Origin of the sequence: Anaerotignum sp. (genome assembly GCF_051877975.1) — a bacterium.
GTDB lineage: Bacteria > Bacillota > Clostridia > Lachnospirales > Anaerotignaceae > Anaerotignum_A.
The window spans coordinates 24479-43094 of record NZ_JBJEJK010000010.1; the positions used below are offsets into that span (position 1 = coordinate 24479).

Below are 18616 nucleotides of genomic sequence, written 5' to 3' on the forward strand. Positions count from 1 at the left end.
CGAATTGTGATTGCACGGTTGTGCAATCACAGTGTAAAAGTTTTTGGCTCGCTTTTTTCAAAAAGCGAGTAGGAGTTTGAGGACAACGTCCTCAAGGTTTTAAAGAGGTGAACTTATGAGTGACGAAAACAAAGAGATTGACAAAGTCATAACCATAGATATCAATAAAGAAATGCAGAAATGCTACATCGACTATGCCATGAGCGTTATTGTGGCCCGTGCGCTGCCCGATGTGCGGGATGGTTTAAAGCCTGTACAGCGGCGTATTCTGTATGCGATGAATGAAATGAACTTGGACCCTAACAAGAGCTATCGAAAATCCGCCCGTATCGTCGGTGATACCATGGGTAAATACCACCCCCATGGGGACAGCTCTATCTATCAGGCTATGGTGCGTATGGCGCAGAATTTCTCCATGCGCTATATGCTGGTAGATGGTCACGGGAACTTTGGCTCCATCGATGGCTATGGCGCTGCTGCCAGCCGTTATACAGAGGCCAGAATGTCCAAGATCACGGCGGAAATGCTGGCGGATATCGAAAAGGATACCGTGGATTTCGTGCCCAACTATGATGAGAATGAAAAAGAGCCTACGGTTCTGCCTGCCCGTATCCCCAATCTGTTGGTGAATGGCTCCAGCGGTATCGCCGTTGGTATGGCCACCAATATCCCGCCTCATAATCTGGGGGAGGTGATTGATGGTATCGTCTGCATGATCGATAACAAAATCGAAGGCAGAGAGACCGATGTGGAAGAGCTGATGCAGTATATCAAAGGCCCTGACTTCCCTACAGGTGCCAATATTCTGGGCAAGAGCGGCATCCGTGCGGCTTACAGAACAGGCAGAGGAAAGATTATCGTTCGTTCCACGGCGGAAATCGAGACCCATAACGGCAGAGAACGGATCGTGGTAACAGAAATCCCCTATATGGTCAATAAACTGCGCCTGATTGAAAAGATTGCGGATCTGGTCAAGGAAAAACGAGTGGAGGGTATCAGCGATCTGTATGATGCTTCCGCTGGGGATGATATCAAAATCATCATTGAAGTAAAGAAAGATTACAATGCCAATGTCATCCTGAATCAGTTGTATAAATATACATCTTTGCAGGAATCTTTTGGGGCAAATATGCTGGCATTGGTTGACGGAAAACCTGTGGTGCTGAACCTGCAGCAGATGCTGGCAGAATATCTGAAGCACCAGGAAAACGTTGTCACCAGAAGAACCCGGTTCGATTTGGATAAGGCGGAAAAGAGAGCCCATATTCTGGAAGGCTTGCGGATTGCTATTGATAATATCGATGAAGTCATCCGCATCATCCGTACCAGCTATGATGATGCTAAGGAACGGCTGATGGAACGCTTTGGTCTGTCCGATGTGCAGGCACAGGCCATTCTGGAAATGCAGCTGCGCCGTTTGCAGGGGCTGGAAAAAGAAAAAATCGATGCAGAATATGCGGAATTGCAGAAAAAGATCGCTTATTATAAAACCATTCTGGCAGATGAAAAGCTGCTGCTGGGCGTGATCAAGGATGAAATTTCCGCAATCAAAGAAAAATATGCCGATGAACGCCGTACCAAACTGGTTCAGAACCCCGGTGAAATCGATGTGGAAGATTTGATTGACGAAGAGACCTGTGTATTTACCCTGTCCAACCTGAATTACGTGAAACGTACCCCTCTGGATACCTATAAGAGCCAGAACCGGGGCGGCAGAGGGATCATCGGCATGCAGACCAGAGAAGAGGATTATGTGAAAGACCTGTTCCTGGCATCTACCCATGATACATTGCTGTTCTTCACCAGCCGCGGCAAGGTTTACCGCATGAAGGGCTATGAAATTCCCGAAGCCGGCAGAACGGCCCGGGGCATTGCTATCGTCAACCTGCTGGAAATTGACCCCGATGAAAAAATTATGGCGGTCATCCCCGCAAATGAATTCAGGGAAGACCAATATCTGGTAATGGTTACCAAGCAGGGTCTGGTGAAGAAAACAGATATGACCTGCTTCGCCAATATCCGCAAGAGCGGCCTGATCGCCCTGAATCTGCGGGAAGAGGATGACCTGATTTCTGTTATGACAACAGAAGGCAAGGATGAGATTTTTGTAGCCACTAGGGGCGGCATGGGCATCAAGTTCTCTGAACAGGATGTACGCCCTATGGGCAGAGCGGCTACAGGCGTAAAAGCCATCACCCTGAAAGAGGGGGATTATGTGGTTTCCGCCGGGAAGATCGACCCTGATACCCAGATTTTGAATGTCACCGAAAAAGGCTTTGGCAAACGCACCAATGTGGAACAGTTCAATCTGCAGTACAGAGGCGGCAAGGGCTTGAAGATCCACCAGCTGACGGAAAAAACAGGACAGCTGGCAGGGGTGCTGATGATAGGCGAAAATGAAGAATTGATGCTGATTACTTCTGAAGGCGTTATCATTCGTCTCCGGGGCAGAGATATTTCTTCCATCGGCCGTGTTTCTCAGGGCGTGAAGCTGATGAATCTGGATGAGGGCGTCACCGTTGTGGGCATCGCGAAAATTTCCGAAGAGGATATTGAAGAGGAAGAAACAGCAGAAGCTGTGGATGAAATGGAAACAACAGAAGTGTAAATTTTAAACAGCAGATATTTTGAAAAAGATGAAAAAGACCGGATAGGATCAGATTCTATATACGGTCTTTTTCTTTTGCTCAATCGATATATGTGATTTTTTCCGGTTTAGGTTCATGGGGAGCATTGGGCTTTTCTGCATACCCCAGCAAAACGGCCAAGCCAAATTCATATCCTTCAGGGAAGTGGAATTTTTCTTCGAGGGATGCTTTCTTTTCCCCGGAAAAGGCAACATCGGCAATGGCAATGATTCTGCTGGCAATGCCAAGGGATTGAGCCGCCAGAGCAATGGTCTGGCTGGCGATTCCGCAGTCATATTTGGAATAGATATTGTTTTTATCAATAGGAAGCAGGATCATACAAGGGGCATTGTAAAATAATTTCATTCCGGTGGAAGTCACCATATCATAAAATGATTTAAATGCGGGCGTTTCTCCCATTTTATGGACAGTTTCCGTTTCCAGTTCTTCTATCAGTTTTTTATCAGAAACAACAATGACCTGCCAAGGCTGTGCGTTCATGGCACTGGGGGATTGAATAGCCGCTTCTGCGATGGCCTGCAGTTTTTCCTTTTCCGGAAGGACATCGGTAAACATCTTGCAGGAAGAACGTTCTTTGATTACGGTTAATGTTTCATTCATTTTATACACTCCTTTCATTTTTATGATTTTATTATAGTATGGTTTTATTGTAGCGTCAATAACTACAATAAAATAGTTTGTAAATTTTTGAGAAATTTGACGAAATATCTGATAGAATAAAAACAGTACTGCAGGCAGGGGGAATTTTTGAAATGAAAATGAGTACACAATTTACAGTTTCTGTCCAAATGATGATATTGATCGCAGTTTCAAAAGGAAAAAAAATAACCAGCAATATGATTTCGGAAAGCACCGGCTGCAATCCTGTCATGGTGCGGCAGCAGTTTATCAAATTAAAAGAAGCCGGCCTGCTGCATGTATCGGCAGGAAGAGGGAGCACAGCTTTGGCAAAGGATGCGGCAGAAATTACGCTGTGGGATATTTTTTCTGCTATTGAAGGCGGCAGCAGAACAGATTTGTTTGCCTTTCATCCCCAAATTTCAAAAACATGCAAGATCGGCGGCTCTTTTGAAATGGTTTTGGGAGCCCATTTGGATGATGCCATATCCGCATTGAAAGAAAATTTTGAAAAAGTAACATTAGCTCTTTTGATAGAAGAAATCATTCAGGCAGCAAAAGAAGCATAGAAGGGAGGAAATTTCATGCGTCGGCGCATCTATGAAATGATTGAAAAAGGGGAGCCTGACGATAGGCTCAGCGTCAATTATGATAGATTTATGATTTTCTGTATTTTGGTGAGTATCTTTCCTCTTTGCTTCAAGGACGCCAGCCGTCCCTCCTTTTTCTGGATGGATAAGATAACGGTTGTGATTTTTATTGTGGATTATATCCTGCGGTGGAGCACGGCGGATTTCAAATTAAAAGGGAAAAATGCCTTTTTGGAATATCCCTTTACCTTCTTTGCCATAGTGGATCTGGTGGCGATCTTATCTTCTTTAACGCCGCTGAATTCCACCTTTAAAGCAGTTCGTATCCTGCGCCTGCCCAAATGTATGAAGCCTTTGAAGATTTTGCGCTATTCCAAAGGGTTTCATTTAATGACCAGAGTGCTCCAGAAAGAGAAGGATAATCTTTTGACGATTTGTTATCTTGCCGTTGGGTATATTTTTCTGTCTGCCTTGGTCATGTTTCAGGTGGAACCGGATACCTTTCAAAATTTTCTGGATGCGGTTTATTGGTCTGCCATCACCCTGATGACAGTCGGCTATGGGGATATTCATCCGGTGACGGAAATCGGCAAGATCGTTGCCATTCTTTCTTCTTTTCTGGGAATTGCTGTATTTGCCCTGCCGACGGGTATCATTACAGCGGGCTATCTGGATGAGATCAGTCGGAAAAGAAATAAATGAAAATTGGAAGTAAATTGGAATTTGTTTGTTCAATGTATACATAGATAATTCTTAATTTTTTCTTAATTTTTAAAAGTGAATAAAAAGGTTGAAAATCACCATTGAGGATTTATGAAATGGTATGATATACTAAAATAGCAACAAAATCTTTTGTTTTAATGTTTTTAGGAGGGATATTATGAAAAAGTTTGTTACATTCGTATTAACAGCTGCAATGGCAGTTTCCGCTTTCAGTGTAAATGTATTTGCAGATGATACAACAGTACCTGCAGCAGAAGCTACAGAAGCAGAAACACCTGCGGAAGCACCCGAAGAAACACCTGCAGAAGCACCCGAAGAAACACCTGCGGAAGCAACCACAGAAGCACCTGCAGAAGCACCCGCAGAAGAACCCGCAGAAGTGCCCGCAGAAGCACCTGCAGAAGCACCCGCAGCTCCTGCAACAGCAAAGGCTGTTCTTTCCAATGCGAAAATAGCTGTAAACGGTACAGCAGTGGAATTCCAGGCTTACAACATCGGCGGCAACAACTACTTCAAACTGCGTGACGTTGCAGTTGCTGTAAACGGTACAGTTGCAAACTTTGAAGTTGGCTACGACAAAGATACAAAAGCAATCACACTGACAAAAGGCACAGCTTACACAGGCAGCAAAGAAGCAGTGACAGCAACAGCTGGTGACAAGACAGCAAAACTGTCCACACAGGTAGTTGTTCTGGATGGCGCAAAAGCTGATCTGACAGCATATAACATTGATGGCTACAACTACTTCAAACTGCGTGACCTTGGCACGGCTCTGGGCTTTGAAGTAACATGGGACAGCGAAGCAAAACTGATCGGTATCGCTGCTGATGCTGGTTACAGCGGTGGTGAAGATACTCAATCTCAGGCAGACAATAATCCAAGCGGTCAACAGGAAGAAAATGGAAGAAGTAAAGCCACGGAATTCACATTTGAGCTGGCTGCAGAAGAAGAGCGTATAGTTGAAAATCTCGTCTTTGATGAGGATGTAACAATCAGCGGAGATTTTGGAACTATCGTTTTTGAGAACTGCGAATTTAACGGTGATATTATCAATGCCGCAGAACAGTTTACCAAAGTAATTCTTCCTGATGGGACAACCGTAAACGGTAATTGTGTGTTCAAAAACACAATCAAAGAAGCAACAATGGACACTCCTATGCCTAAATTTGTCAGTCCTAATACATTGAACATTGTATGTGAGGACTGCATTGGTGCATGTATCTTGGATGGCACCGAAGATAACATTATATTCAACGGAGAAACATACTCCATGGCTGATGTGGAATTCTTTTACGATGCCAATACAAATGAGCTTGTTCCTTATGAAGGACAGGAGGCATCTGCACTCTTTGTTGGTCAATGGTGGGAAAATGGAGAAAAGATATTGCAAATGTTTTGTGAATGATTGGGAAATAGTATAATACCGAAATAGAACGGCACTATCCATTATGAACAGAAAATCAAACTGCGTGACCTGGGCACGGCTCTGGGCTTTGAAGTAACATGGGACAGCGAAGCAAAACTGATCGGTATCGCTGCTGATGCTCTGGAAGCACCCGCAGAACCTGAAGTACCTGCAGAACCTGAAGCACCTGTAGAACCCGAAGCACCTGTAGAACCTGAAGCACCTGTAGAACCTGAAGTACCTGCAGAAGCTGAAGTATCTGCAGAAGCATGAGTTACGGTATCGGTTTTTCGTATCATTACATAAAACTGTTTTTTATGATGAAGTGTATTAAAACAAAGGATTTTATACCTAGTTAAATCATAGGGAAGGATGGCAAAGCTCGAAATGGGGTTTTGCCATTTTTTCTTTTGAAAATGACCTTCGCTTTTTCATTGAAAGGAAAAAATGACTATGATACACTGAAGAAAAAGCCTTTTGAAAAGGATGTGAAAGAAATGGAAAAAACAGCTTTGACTTACCTTTGCCCCGATTGTATGGCTTATCTGCGCTATGATGGAAAAGAGGGGAAATGGGTCTGCGATTACTGTGAAGGCAAATTCACTATGGAGGAACTGGAGCAGAGGGGAGCCAAGACCAAAGAAGATGATTATGAGATACGCCCCCGGGCAGAAGCGGAAGAGGATACTGCCGATGTAACCTATCATTATGAAGAAAATATCCCCCAGCCGGAGGAAGATTTGAGCCATATGCGGGCCTATCTCTGTCCCTCCTGCGGCGGGGAAATCGTTACCGATGATGTGACAGCGGCTACCTTCTGCGTATTCTGCGGCAACCCCACCATCTTGCCCAAGCAATTGGAGGGGGAATATCGCCCGGCGGCCATCCTGCCCTTTGAAACAGATAAGAAAGATGCCCAGGAAGCCTTTTTGAACCTGTGCAAGGGTAAAAAGCTGCTGCCGAAGGGGTATACTTCTGAGCAGAGGCTGGAGAAAATCACCGGGGTGTATGTGCCGTTCTGGCTTTTCGACTGCAAGGCGGATTTCGATTACCATGCCACGGGGGAAAACGTGACCACGTGGACAGATACCCGCTTTATCTACACCAAAACAGACCTCTATCATATCCACCGGGCAGGGCGCATGGAATTTGAAAATATCCCCTTGGATGCTTCGGAAAAAATGCGGGATGACTTGATGGATGCCCTGGAGCCCTTCCATCTGGAAAAGAAAAAACCCTTTGATATGAGTTACCTGAGCGGGTTTCTGGCGGAAAAATATACATACGAACCGAAGGATTTATACGACCGCATGACTTCCCGTATTACCCCAGGCGTGGAACATAAAGCGGCAGAAGGAGGCAGAGGCTATCAGCGGGTCTATGGGGTGAAATGCCATACGGATTTTTCTTCCGACCGGCAGATATATATGCTGCTGCCTGTCTGGATGCTGATCAGTAAATATCAGGGGAAGGATTATCTCTTTGCTATGAATGGACAAACGGGGAAGATCGTCGGGGAGCTGCCTGTCAGCGGCGGGCAGACGGCAAAATGGTTCTGTATCATCTTCCTGATCACCTTTTTGATTGCGCTTCTGATCGTATTTGTGGCAGGGGGTGTCATCGGATGAAAAAAAGAATCTTTTGTTTTGTAACTTTTCTTTGTATGCTCCTTTCTTTTGTGCCTGCCTTTGCCGATGAAACCATGGAACAGCGTGTCTTTGACTATGCTGATCTGATTTCTGCAACCGAGGAACAGGAAATGAACCTTTGGATTGAGGAGATGCGGGAAAGCTGGGGGCTGGATCTGGCTTATGTGACGACTTATGATACAGAAGGCAAATCTGCCCGGAACTATGGTGCCGATTTCTATGTGGAGCACGAATTGGGGCTGGGAGAGACCTATGATGGTGTTATTTTCGTGTTGGATATGACGAACAGAGAAGGGCAGATCGTCACCTGCGGCAAGGCTATCGATATTTATACGGATGATTATATTGCCCTCATGTGGAATAATATGAAAGAATATCTTTCTGACGGGGAGTATTATGGGGCGTTCTTTTCCCTTTTTATGGATATGAACGATATTGCTGAGGAATATGCGGCCTATCAGGAAAACCCTGATTCTTATGTTTCCCCTTATCAGCAGGAATCCAGTGCCTATCTTTCCCAAAACCTGGCATTGCAAAAGAATAGCAGGGTGCCCATGTTTGTAGGCGTGGCGGCAGTGTTTTCCCTGGTGATTGCAGGAATCAGCGTGGCAAGCATGCGGAAATCCTGCAAAAATATCCGTCCCTTTACCGATGGGCGGGCATACCTAAAGGAAAATGGCTTCCATCTGCAGGTGAATCAGGATACCTTTGCCAATACCCATACGACTATGATGCCTGTTCCAAGAAATGATGATAACCATCACCACAGCGGCGGCAGCTGGGGCGGCCCTTCCACCACATTCCACGGCGGAGGCGGCAGAAGCTTTGGCGGAGGCGGCGGAAAATTTTAGATGCAAACAGTTCTGATTGACTTTAAGTTTACAGAATGATACAATAAAACACAGGGGCGTAAAATCTACAAAAACTGAGGTGTTTTTTATGTTAGAAACGATTTTAGGATACGGACAGATGATTTCTCTTTTTGCAGTCTTTATTATTATGGAAGGTGTGATTTCTGCCAAAACAGTATCCCCTTGGCCTGGTCTTATCTTTGCTTTTGGGATGATTGCGTTCTCTGTTTTCATGGGCATCGCGTTTGATGATATCCATTTCTTTGGATATATGATGGTTCCCACAGCCCTTTGTTTTGTGGCCTATTTTGTCACCAGATGGAATCGGCGGAAAAATATCGAGAAGGGTCTGCATTATAATGAAGATGGCCTGATTGAAGAAGAAATGAATGATATGAAACGGTTTTGATGAAAACAAGCCTTGGACTTTGGAATGTCCAGGGCTTTTTTATTGGGGAGGAAAGCAAAGAAAGAGGAAAGGTTTTCTTTCTCATATAAATATGATATACTTTTTGACAAATACATTTGTTTTTATTGGGAGGAGGGAGAAAGATGAAAAGAAAGACAGCATTCCTGCTGACGGCAATCCTGCTGTTTTCCGGCTGCGGCAAAAGCGAGCCGACCTTTACCGCCACAGCGGGAAAAGCAGAGCCTATCATCAAGACTGTGAAACTGGCAGTGGTGGGGGATATCATGGTACACGATTATCAATATAACGAAGCCTATGATCCTGCCACAGGGGAATATGATTTTATGCATAATTTTCAGGATGTGAAGAAATATTTTGCAGGAAACGACCTTGTCATTGGCAATCTGGAGCTGACCTTTGGCGGCCCGGATCGTCCCTATTCCTCCTATCCCTGCTTCAATACGCCGGACAGCTTTCTGGATGCGCTGCAGGATGCGGGCTTTGACCTGCTGACCACTGCCAATAACCATTGTATGGATACAGGGCAGGCGGGGCTCATCCGCACCCTGGATCAGCTGGATGCATACGGCATTTCCCATTTTGGTACCTATCGCTCCCAAGAGGAGAGGGATACCATTTTATATAAAGAGGTAAACGGCATTCGTTTTGCTTTTCTTTCCTATACCTATGGCACCAATGGCATCCCTGTGCCCCAGGATTATCTGGTGAACCTCATCGATACAGATGGAATGGTTTCTGATATCAAAGAAGCCAGACAGAATGCCGATGTGGTGGTGGCGATGCCCCATATGGGCAATGAATATGAAACCTATCCCAGAGATATTTTTGTGGAATGGGCAGATCTGATATTTGACGCTGGGGCGGATATTGTCCTTGCCAGCCATCCCCATGTGCTGCAAAAAATGGAATATCGTACCCTGGATCATGGGAATGGGATTCATGATGGATTCATCATTTATTCATTAGGAAATTTCCTTTCTTCTCAGACAACACCACCCAGAAATGCTTCCATTATTTTACATTTAACAGTAGAACAAATTGGCGAGGAAGCGCCTTCTGTAAAAGAAGTTTCCTTTGTGCCCATCTGGACGCAGTTTAGAAATGGGCAAAATGAAGATGAATTTGTGGTGCGCAGTGTCTATGAAAGGTTGAGTTTATCACAATCTGAGAAAGATTCTCAAATTCGGAAAAAAGACCAGAGCCGCCTGGAGGAAATCCACCGGGAGACTGCCTGCTTCCTTTTGGGAAGGGAAATTCCCCTTTCAGATATGCAGGAGGAATATATTTTTCCGAAACCATAAAATTTTATCTTGTCATGCAACAAAAGTTATGGTACGATAGTGTACATAATAATATACAAAAGATAAGGGAGGAATCCTGTATATGGAAGAAAGAGATTATTTATTGGAAAATGCCGCTTATTTAAAGAAAGATCTGGGGAGAAATAATATTTCCCAAAATCTGTTTCAGCGGTTCAAAGAATTGATCACCAGCGGTAAGCTGCCTGCGGGTTATATGATGCCCAATGAAAACATTGTCAGCGAACAGCTGGGCATTGGCAGAAGCACTTTGCGGGAAGCTTATACAGCTTTGTCAGTGTTTGGGTTTATCCGCCGTTCCAAGGCGGGGACATTTATTAATGAGATTGATAATATCGTAAATATTGCGCCTTTCAGCATTACCGTAGAAAATTCTGACTTGAGCGATCTGCTGGAATTTCGCTATATGCTGGAAGGGGAGACGGCCAGCTATGCGGCAAAGCGTGCAACCAGGGAAGATATTGCTCAGCTGGAATATTATTTTGAAAAGATGAAAGAATATCGCCATGATGTGAATCAGTTTGTAGATTATGATTCTATGTTTCACATGCAGGTAGCAGTGGCAACCCATAATAAGCTCTTGATGAGCACCATGATGGCATCTAAAGATTCCTTTGAAAAGGGGATTCGCCTTGCCATGCGGGAATCTCTGACCCAGAACCCCAGAGTTATCGATGTTACCATTGAATTGCACGGGAAGATCATCGAAGCCATTAAGGGTGGGGATTATCAGACGGCTTATTCGGCTATGCGGGAGCATATTTCTTATGTAAACCTGACGGTAAAATACGGTTAAGTATGAAAAAAGCATGAAAAAAGAAAAGGATAAATCCTTGTAAATGAAGGATTTATCCTTTTTTAGTTGCTGCATAGGGATATCGAATGCCCCCTTCCCTCGGTGGGTGTCGCTGGGAAAGAGATACAAATAGTATACATTCCCAGCGACAGACCACCTGCGCGGGGGCGGACTTATGCCGATGGCTTTAAATTTCTGAAAGCATCGAATAAGTCTTCCAGTAGCATATCTAGTTTTTCTTTAAAATTATTTAATTGTTCACTGATGTAAAATGAAGCCATGGAATAATGTACATTCAATTCATCTTCGTTTTCGCAGATTGCATCTTTTAATACATAAACCAAACCGCAGATACAATCTAATTCATGGGTCATTTTTTCTAAAACTCTTAATTTTTGGCGCATTTCTTCCATTTGTAAAACCTCCTTTTCCCCATAGAATAGCACAAAAAAACAAATCTTTGCCGAAATGCTACAATTCTGTTGCAGGCGCACCGCCGCCGCTTTTCTCCATGCCATAAGGCATTGTGGGGAAGGGATTATTGCGGAACTTTTGCACTGCAAAAGCAGGTTCCGCAGAAAACATTGTTCCCCTTAGACCATTAGAGGGTCTGGGAACCATTTGAAAGGGTTCTATGGCGGCTTGCCGCCTAGGAGCGAAGCGACCATTTGGTTTTTTGTTACTTTTTTTCAAAAAAAGTAGGGAAGAAGGTTTTTGTTTTGCCGATGCAGTTCCAAATGGGCGGTTAGCAGGTTTGTAGAAGCAGATTTTCGCCCGACTGGGCGCAATTAGAGATAATGGAATAATCGAGAACTCGAATTTAGAGCCGAAACCTAGAACTATTGCCCTTTCCCTTGATTTTCCGCCATTTTTATGCTACATTAAATAGAAGTATGTCCCTTTCTATAAAGGGATTTTTTGGAGGGAAAATATATGGATTTTAAAATAGAAATTGCAAAACTTCTGGCTGCTGCTGCGGATATCCCCGTGGAAGATGCGGCTGCTGCTGTGGAAATTCCTGCAAAGAAGGAAATGGGGGATTTTGCCTACCCTTGTTTCCGTTTGGCAAAGGTTTTCCGCAAAGCACCCCCGATGATCGCCAACGAGCTGATTGAAAAGATTGAAAAGCCCGATTTCATTGCAAAAATGGAAGTGGTCGGTGCCTATATTAACTTCTTTGTGGATAAAGGGGTTTATGCGAAACAGGTGCTTTCCGCTGTTTTGGAACAGAAAGAAAATTACGGCAAAAGTGATATGGGCGCAGGGAAAACCATTGTCATCGACTATTCTTCCCCTAATATCGCAAAGCCTTTCCATGTAGGCCATCTGCGCTCTACGGTGATTGGGAATGCCATCTATAAAATTCATGAAGAGCTGGGCTATCATTGCGAAGGCGTCAACCATCTGGGGGACTGGGGCACCCAGTTCGGCAAGCTGATCGTTGCCTATAAAAATTGGGGCAGCAAGGAAGCTGTGGAAAAAGACGGGATTCAGGAATTGATGCGAATTTATGTAAAGTTCCACGATGAAGCAGAAAAACATCCTGAGCTGAAAATGGACGATGAAGCCCGTCTGTGGTTTGTAAAAATGCAGGAAGGGGATGAAGAAGCCCTGACCCTGTGGAAATGGTTCTATGATATCAGTATCAAGGAATTTGAACGGGTTTATGAAATGCTGGGCGTAAAATTCGATGCTTATACCGGCGAATCCTTCTATAATGACAAAATGGATGCCGTTGTGGAAGAATTGAAGGAAAAAGGTCTGCTGAAGGAATCTGAAGGTGCCATGATCGTGGATCTGGAGGATAAAAATATGCCTCCCTGCCTGATTATCCGTAAGGATGGCGGTACACTGTATGCAACAAGGGATATTACTGCGGCACTCTACCGTAAGAAAACATACAATTTCGACAAGTGCATTTACCTGACCGCACTGGACCAGAATCTGCATTTTGCCCAGTGGTTCGAAGTTATTCATAAAATGGGCTATGATTGGTATAAAGATCTGATTCATGTACCTTTTGGTCTGGTTTCTCTGGACAGCGGCAAGCTTTCCACTCGTCATGGCCATGTGGTTCTGATGGAAGATCTGCTGAATCAGGCCTGCGCCGAAACAAAACGTATTATTGAAGAAAAAAATCCTGATTTGGAAAATAAAGAAGAAGTTGCAAAACAGGTTGGCATCGGTGCGGTTATCTTTAACGACCTGTATAACACAAGAATTAAGGATGTTGTGTTCTCTTGGGAAAGAATGCTGAACTTCGATGGTGAGACAGGCCCTTATGTGCAGTATACCCACGCCCGCGCCTGCTCCATCCTGAAACGGGCAGGGGAACTGAACTTTGAAAATATTGATTTTACAACCCTGTCTGATGAAGCATCTTTGGATGTCTGCAAGCTGCTGGAAGCTTTCCCTGATAAGATTAAGGATGCGGCGGCAAAACTGGAACCCTCCGTGGTAACAAGACATTTGGTTGCCATCGCACAGGCCTTCAATAAGTTCTACCACGATAATCCGATTCTGAACAGCGAACCGGAAGTAAGACAGGCTCGTTTGGCTGTGGTTGTGGCAGTAAAGACCGTATTGAAGGAAGGTCTGCGTCTTCTGGGCATTTCCGCACCGGAACAGATGTGATGAACGAGTTGTCAAAATGGCTAACAGCAGGATGATTGCTTGCAGAAATTCCTCTGCATAATGCATGAGACAGCCTGATGATATGAGTAAGCATGGGGCTGCTTTGTAAGCCTCCAAGGGTGTACGTAAGCCTTAGTTATTGGCAGCGGTATCTGCCGCATTTCATGCATGAAAGTTTAAATTTCTTTTTGAAAGAAGGAAATGTTTGTATGAAAAAATTGAAATTGTTTTACAATCCCTTTTCTGGGAATAAAAGTTTTAAATTTGATCTGGATGTCTGCATTGGCATTTTTCAGGAAGGCGGCTATGAAGTCCATCCCTTCCGTACCCTGCACCCTGGGGATATCGATAAGCATATTGCCCAGATGGACCCCAATTACGATATTATCGTTGCTTCCGGCGGCGATGGTACGGTCAATATTGTGCTGAATGCCATGATGAGAAGGGGACTGCATATTCCTTTGGGCATTATTCCTTCCGGCACTGCCAATGATTTTGCCACTTATTTGGGGTTTAAGAGCGGTCAGGTGGAAGATGTCTGCAAGACCATCGTCTCCACGAAACCTGTGGATATCGATTTGGGTCTGGTGAATGATTCTATTTTCTTTATCAATGTCTGCGCTGGCGGTTTCTTCACCAATGTTTCCAAGACGGTAGATAAAGATGTGAAAAATGCACTGGGCAGTCTTTCTTATTATTTAAAGGGAGTGGAGCAGCTGCCGCAGTTCCGCAAGATTCCTTTTCGCATTACCACCAGTAAGGAAGTCATTGAAGAAGATTTGTATTTTTACATGATCCTCAATTCTGCTGGAACGGGAGGATTTACGAATCTTTCCCCCGAAGCTTCTATTACCGATGGAGCATTTGAGTTTATTGCCATTAAGGGACGCCCCCTTTACGAAATGACTCCTGTTCTGATGAAGATGATTACAGGGGAACATATTCATGATAAAAATGTACTGTATCTGAAAGATCATTATTTTAAGATAGAATGTCTGGATGAAACTTTTAAAATCATGGAATCTACAGTAGATGGGGAAATGGGGCCGGATATGCCCTTCGATGTGAAGGTGATCCCCAAGGCAATTCCTGTATTCGGTAAATTTGAAGAATTGGAAAATAAACATGAGCTGAAGCTGAATAGCTGGCTGAAAAATGTGGGGACCCCTGCAAAATTATGATTAGAAAGCCATTTTATTGCCTTTGACGGAATGAAATGGCTTTTTCTTTTGCGCCCTTTGTTTGCAGGAAAAAACACTATGCGCTTTTTATACAAAGAAAAATGAAAAAAATTTAAATTTTTCGGTTTGCAATCGATTCCAATTTCGTATACAATATCTTGGTAGAGAGGATATCAAAATATTTGGTGCGTATAAATACAGAAACGGAATTTTTCCGGGAATGAGAACCAGCACAGAATTTTTCAGATGAAAAATTCTGAGTTGGTATTTTTTTGCGCCAAAAAAGAAAAGGAGAAAATGAAAATGGATTTTTACATGAAATTACCTAGAAACAAAAAAGAGCAGGCACTGTTTATGGCAATCATCTCTATTATCTCTGTAAACATCATTGCACCTGTGATTACCATGATGGAAATGGGATTTTGCTTGGACGTATATAAAGATGCATTGCATACGGTTCCCCTGATCTGGCCCGTTGTGATCCTTTTGGTCCTGCTGACAGAAAAGCCTGCCGGAAAACTGACTTTTAAGATCGTTCAGGAAGGGGACAGCTTCCATGCTGTGATTTTGGCAAATATTCTTTCCTGTGTGCTTATGATGTCTGTGGTTTTGACGGTTGTTGGTACATGGATTGGCATGCGGCAGATTTCCATGGCTCCTATTTATGGCTTTATCCATAATTGGCCCAGAAATTTTGCTATTTCCTTTGCGGTTGAATCTTTGATCGCACAGCCCATTGCCAGATTTGCTATGCTGAAATTCCATCTGGCAACAGAAAAATCCTTGCCGAAATTTTCTCATGCGGAAATGGATTTTTGATAGAGTTTACAGCTTTTCACAATGTTTCACGTGAAACATAAACAAAAAAATATAGAAAAAAACGAGGAATGTTTCACGTGAAACGTTCCTTTTTTATTTGCATCATCAAATTATTATGATATAATCAATATATTGAGAAAATAAAGGAAGAAAGGCGGGAAAAATATGAGCAAAGTAAGAGTCATTGCGGTGACAAATCAGAAAGGCGGCGTGGGAAAAACCACAACAGCCATCAATCTTTCCGCCTGTCTAGCGGCAGAGGGGAAGAAGGTGCTTGCTGTGGATGCAGACCAGCAGGGAAACACCACCAGCGGCCTTGGCCTGGATAAAAACAGCGTCCCTCTGACGATTTACGATGTATTTTTGGGAGAAGCTACCATAGCAGAGGTGAAACAGCCTACCTGTGTGGAAGGTTTGGAAGTGGTTCCTGCAAATATCAACCTGACCGGAGCAGAAATTGAACTCATCGGCAATGAAAGACGGGAATTTATCCTGCGGGAGGCTCTCTCCGAATGGAAGGATGGGTATGATTTTATCATCATCGATTGTCCTCCTTCTTTAAATATGATTACCGTCAATGCCCTGGTGGCGGCGGATACGGTTCTGGTTCCCATCCAATGTGAATATTTTGCGCTGGAGGGGCTGGAACAGCTGCTGCATACAGTAAACTTGGTGAAAAAACGCCTGAATCCGGATTTGGATATCGAAGGCATTGTTTTTACGATGTTCGATGCCAGAACAAACCTTTCTCTACAAGTGGTAGAGGAAGTGAAACGTTCTTTGGGTCAGAATGTATACCGTACCATCATTCCCAGAAATGTGCGCCTTGGGGAATCCCCCAGCCACGGTCTGCCTATCCATCTTTACGATCCAAAATCCAAGGGGGCAGAGGCTTATGCATTGCTGGCAGAGGAAGTCATGGAAAAGGAGTGGAATTGATATGGCTGTAAAGAAAAAAGGGTTAGGCTCCAAGGGGCTTGGCATCAATGCCCTCATCAATACAGAACTGGAAGATATGCGGGTGGCTCAGCCCAATGCAAAAAAGGAGGAGGCTGTTGTAGAGCTGGAATTGGATCAGATTGAGCCAAACCGCAAACAGCCCAGAAAATATTTCGATGAAACAGCCTTGGAAGAATTGGCAGTTTCTCTGAAAACCTATGGCATGATTCAGCCTATCGTTGTAAAAAAATCCGGTGACTATTATGAAATCATCGCCGGAGAAAGACGTTGGCGGGCGGCCAAAATCGCCGGTATGGAAAAAGTGCCTGTTGTCGTAAAAAAATGGGAAGAAAGCGAGGCTTTTGAAGCCGCTTTGGTGGAAAATCTCCAAAGGGAAGACCTGAATCCTATGGAAGAAGCGGAAAGCTACCTGCGTTTGCAGGAGGAATTTGGCTTAAGCCAGGAAAAAATCGCGGAGAAGGTGGGCAAAAGCCGATCTGCCATTACAAATTCCCTTCGCCTGCTGCAGTTGGATCCCCGTGTCCGTAATTTTGTTGTGGAAAATAAGCTGACCGGCGGACACGCCCGCACGCTGCTTTCTATTACTGATGGGGATGCGCAGTTTGAACTGGCGGAGCATGTTATTGAAGAGGGGCTCAGTGTGCGTGCTGTGGAAGCATTGGTAAAAGCACGTTTGTCAAAGGCGGAAAAAGCGGATGACGTGCAGCCAGAAACAGGGAAGGCCGATGAAACGGCTTATCGTGCCATTGAGGACGATTTGAAAAATCTGTTTTCTACAAAGGTAAAATTAAAACCAATGGGAAAACGGAATAAAGGCAAAATTGAAATCGAATACTATTCCGAAGATGATTTGGAACGCCTGCTGGCGCTCCTGAAACGATAAGGATGAAGCGTATGATAGAATTGACACAGGAAACGATAATGATTCTGCTGTTGGTACTGGCAGCGGCAGTGGTGGTGTTATTCATCCTCTGCATTGTGCTGTTTGTAAAGTTCAGCGGGCAGAAGAAAAAATATGATTATTTTATGGGGGCAAATCGCAGACCCTCCCATAATCTTGAAATGAAAATTGAAGAATATTTTGAAACCTCCAAGCGCATCGAAGAAAAATATTCTAAGCTGTTGGATATGGTGACGGATATGGATCAGACCGATAAATCCAAGATACAAAAGGTGGGGCTGATCCGGTATAATCCCTTCGATGAAATGGGAGGCAATCTCTGCTTTGCCCTGGCTCTTTTGGACGGCAATGATAATGGGGTTGTGCTGAACGGCATCCATAGCCGAACCGGTTCCTTCACCTATGCGAAGCCCATTGAAATGGGGGTCAGCACCTATATGCTTTCTGAAGAGGAGATCAAGGCGGTAGATATGGCGAAGAATCAGGCATATCAGCCGGAGCATGAAAAGGTTGTAAAGGTTCGCTTCAAGCCAACCTTCAGAAGAAAAGATAAAGATACTGCCATGGAGGAACAGATCACATTGGATCAGGTGGAAATGGTGGAAGTGGATGAAGCTGAAGAAAAAGCAAATACACCTAAAATGTCCTCCATTGGCGATGTGACCCAGGCGGAAAAAGAGCTGATCTTAAAGGAAGAAACCCTGGCGGGGAAGATTGCTGCGGCGGAATCTATTCTAAAAATGCGGGAAGAAGCAAGAGCTGCAGAAAGAGAAGCCGAGGAAGAAGCAAAGGAAGAAGAACAGAAGGCAGAGACAGAAGAAAAGGAACCTGTGGAAGAGGCAGGAATCCCCGAGCCTGTTTTCATGGAGCCTGTCTTTATGGAACCCTTATTTATCGAAAAAATAGAGGAAGAGGAAGAAAACAAAGAAAAATAAGAGAAAGGGGGAAACCCCTTTTTTCGTATCCAAAATGTGGATAACTTAAAAATTTTTCCACATTTTGTGGATAACTTTGAGGAAAATTGTAGTTATTCAGTGGTTTTTCCACAATATCAACAGGGTTATCCACAAGGATGAAGATAAATTTATGTAA

The 18616-nt window shown here is 44.0% G+C and carries 17 protein-coding genes; 15 read left to right on the plus strand and 2 right to left on the minus strand.

Annotation, left to right across the window (positions count from 1 at the left end):
- Positions 1 to 115: 115 nt before the first annotated feature.
- Complete coding sequence (gene gyrA, locus ACI39P_RS01210) at positions 116 to 2608, plus strand: DNA gyrase subunit A (RefSeq protein WP_439718893.1); 2493 nt, start codon at positions 116 to 118, stop codon at positions 2606 to 2608.
- A gap of 79 nt (positions 2609 to 2687) precedes the next feature.
- Here the strand turns inward: gyrA and ACI39P_RS01215 are convergent, their stop codons facing one another.
- Complete coding sequence (locus tag ACI39P_RS01215) at positions 2688 to 3248, minus strand: nitroreductase family protein (RefSeq protein ID WP_439718894.1); 561 nt, start codon at positions 3246 to 3248, stop codon at positions 2688 to 2690.
- A 152-nt stretch (positions 3249 to 3400) separates the two neighbouring features.
- Between ACI39P_RS01215 and ACI39P_RS01220 the strand changes: the two genes are divergently transcribed.
- The 8 genes from ACI39P_RS01220 (at position 3401) to ACI39P_RS01255 (ending at position 11029) form a co-directional block, all read left to right on the plus strand.
- Positions 3401 to 3835, plus strand: a complete 435-nt coding sequence (locus ACI39P_RS01220) for an Rrf2 family transcriptional regulator (protein WP_439718895.1) — start codon at positions 3401 to 3403, stop codon at positions 3833 to 3835.
- A 15-nt stretch (positions 3836 to 3850) separates the two neighbouring features.
- The gene (locus tag ACI39P_RS01225; RefSeq protein WP_439718896.1) at positions 3851 to 4558 is read left to right on the plus strand and encodes an ion transporter; all 708 of its coding nucleotides are present in this window, start codon (positions 3851 to 3853) and stop codon (positions 4556 to 4558) included.
- Between the two features lie 178 nt (positions 4559 to 4736).
- Entirely contained in the window at positions 4737 to 5984 is a 1248-nt protein-coding gene (locus ACI39P_RS01230; protein WP_439718897.1) for a stalk domain-containing protein, read from the plus strand.
- Between the two features lie 497 nt (positions 5985 to 6481).
- Positions 6482 to 7612 (plus strand): hypothetical protein, encoded by a 1131-nt coding sequence (locus ACI39P_RS01235; protein ID WP_439718898.1) that lies wholly within the window; start codon positions 6482 to 6484, stop codon positions 7610 to 7612.
- Positions 7609 to 8484, plus strand: a complete 876-nt coding sequence (locus ACI39P_RS01240; protein WP_439718899.1) for a TPM domain-containing protein — start codon at positions 7609 to 7611, stop codon at positions 8482 to 8484. Before ACI39P_RS01235 ends, ACI39P_RS01240 begins: the two co-directional genes overlap by 4 nt.
- A gap of 88 nt (positions 8485 to 8572) precedes the next feature.
- Entirely contained in the window at positions 8573 to 8893 is a 321-nt protein-coding gene (locus tag ACI39P_RS01245) for a hypothetical protein (protein ID WP_439718900.1), read from the plus strand.
- 143 nt (positions 8894 to 9036) lie between these two features.
- Positions 9037 to 10215 (plus strand): CapA family protein, encoded by a 1179-nt coding sequence (locus ACI39P_RS01250; protein WP_439718901.1) that lies wholly within the window; start codon positions 9037 to 9039, stop codon positions 10213 to 10215.
- Positions 10216 to 10297: 82 nt separating this feature from the next.
- Positions 10298 to 11029 carry an FCD domain-containing protein gene (locus ACI39P_RS01255; RefSeq protein WP_439718902.1) on the plus strand — a complete coding sequence of 244 codons (732 nt, stop codon included), beginning with the start codon at positions 10298 to 10300 and terminating at the stop codon, positions 11027 to 11029.
- A 173-nt stretch (positions 11030 to 11202) separates the two neighbouring features.
- On the opposite strand, the gene ACI39P_RS01260 is transcribed toward ACI39P_RS01255, so the two are convergent.
- Positions 11203 to 11442 carry a hypothetical protein gene (locus ACI39P_RS01260; RefSeq protein ID WP_439718903.1) on the minus strand — a complete coding sequence of 80 codons (240 nt, stop codon included), beginning with the start codon at positions 11440 to 11442 and terminating at the stop codon, positions 11203 to 11205.
- Positions 11443 to 11962: 520 nt separating this feature from the next.
- On the opposite strand from ACI39P_RS01260, the gene argS reads away from it, so the two are divergent.
- The 6 genes from argS (at position 11963) to ACI39P_RS01290 (ending at position 18459) form a co-directional block, all read left to right on the plus strand.
- A complete protein-coding gene (gene argS, locus ACI39P_RS01265; protein WP_439718904.1) occupies positions 11963 to 13663 on the plus strand; it encodes an arginine--tRNA ligase in 1701 nt (566 codons plus the stop codon).
- Between the two features lie 209 nt (positions 13664 to 13872).
- A complete protein-coding gene (locus ACI39P_RS01270; RefSeq protein WP_439718905.1) occupies positions 13873 to 14844 on the plus strand; it encodes a YegS/Rv2252/BmrU family lipid kinase in 972 nt (323 codons plus the stop codon).
- Between the two features lie 303 nt (positions 14845 to 15147).
- Entirely contained in the window at positions 15148 to 15663 is a 516-nt protein-coding gene (locus tag ACI39P_RS01275) for a hypothetical protein (protein ID WP_439718906.1), read from the plus strand.
- 165 nt (positions 15664 to 15828) lie between these two features.
- On the plus strand, positions 15829 to 16602 hold the full coding sequence (locus ACI39P_RS01280; protein ID WP_439718907.1) for an AAA family ATPase: 774 nt from the start codon (positions 15829 to 15831) through the stop codon (positions 16600 to 16602).
- Position 16603: 1 nt separating this feature from the next.
- Entirely contained in the window at positions 16604 to 17506 is a 903-nt protein-coding gene (locus tag ACI39P_RS01285; protein WP_439718908.1) for a ParB/RepB/Spo0J family partition protein, read from the plus strand.
- An 11-nt stretch (positions 17507 to 17517) separates the two neighbouring features.
- Positions 17518 to 18459, plus strand: coding sequence for a DUF4446 family protein (locus tag ACI39P_RS01290; RefSeq protein ID WP_439718909.1), 942 nt, complete (start codon positions 17518 to 17520; stop codon positions 18457 to 18459).
- Positions 18460 to 18616: the final 157 nt, after the last annotated feature.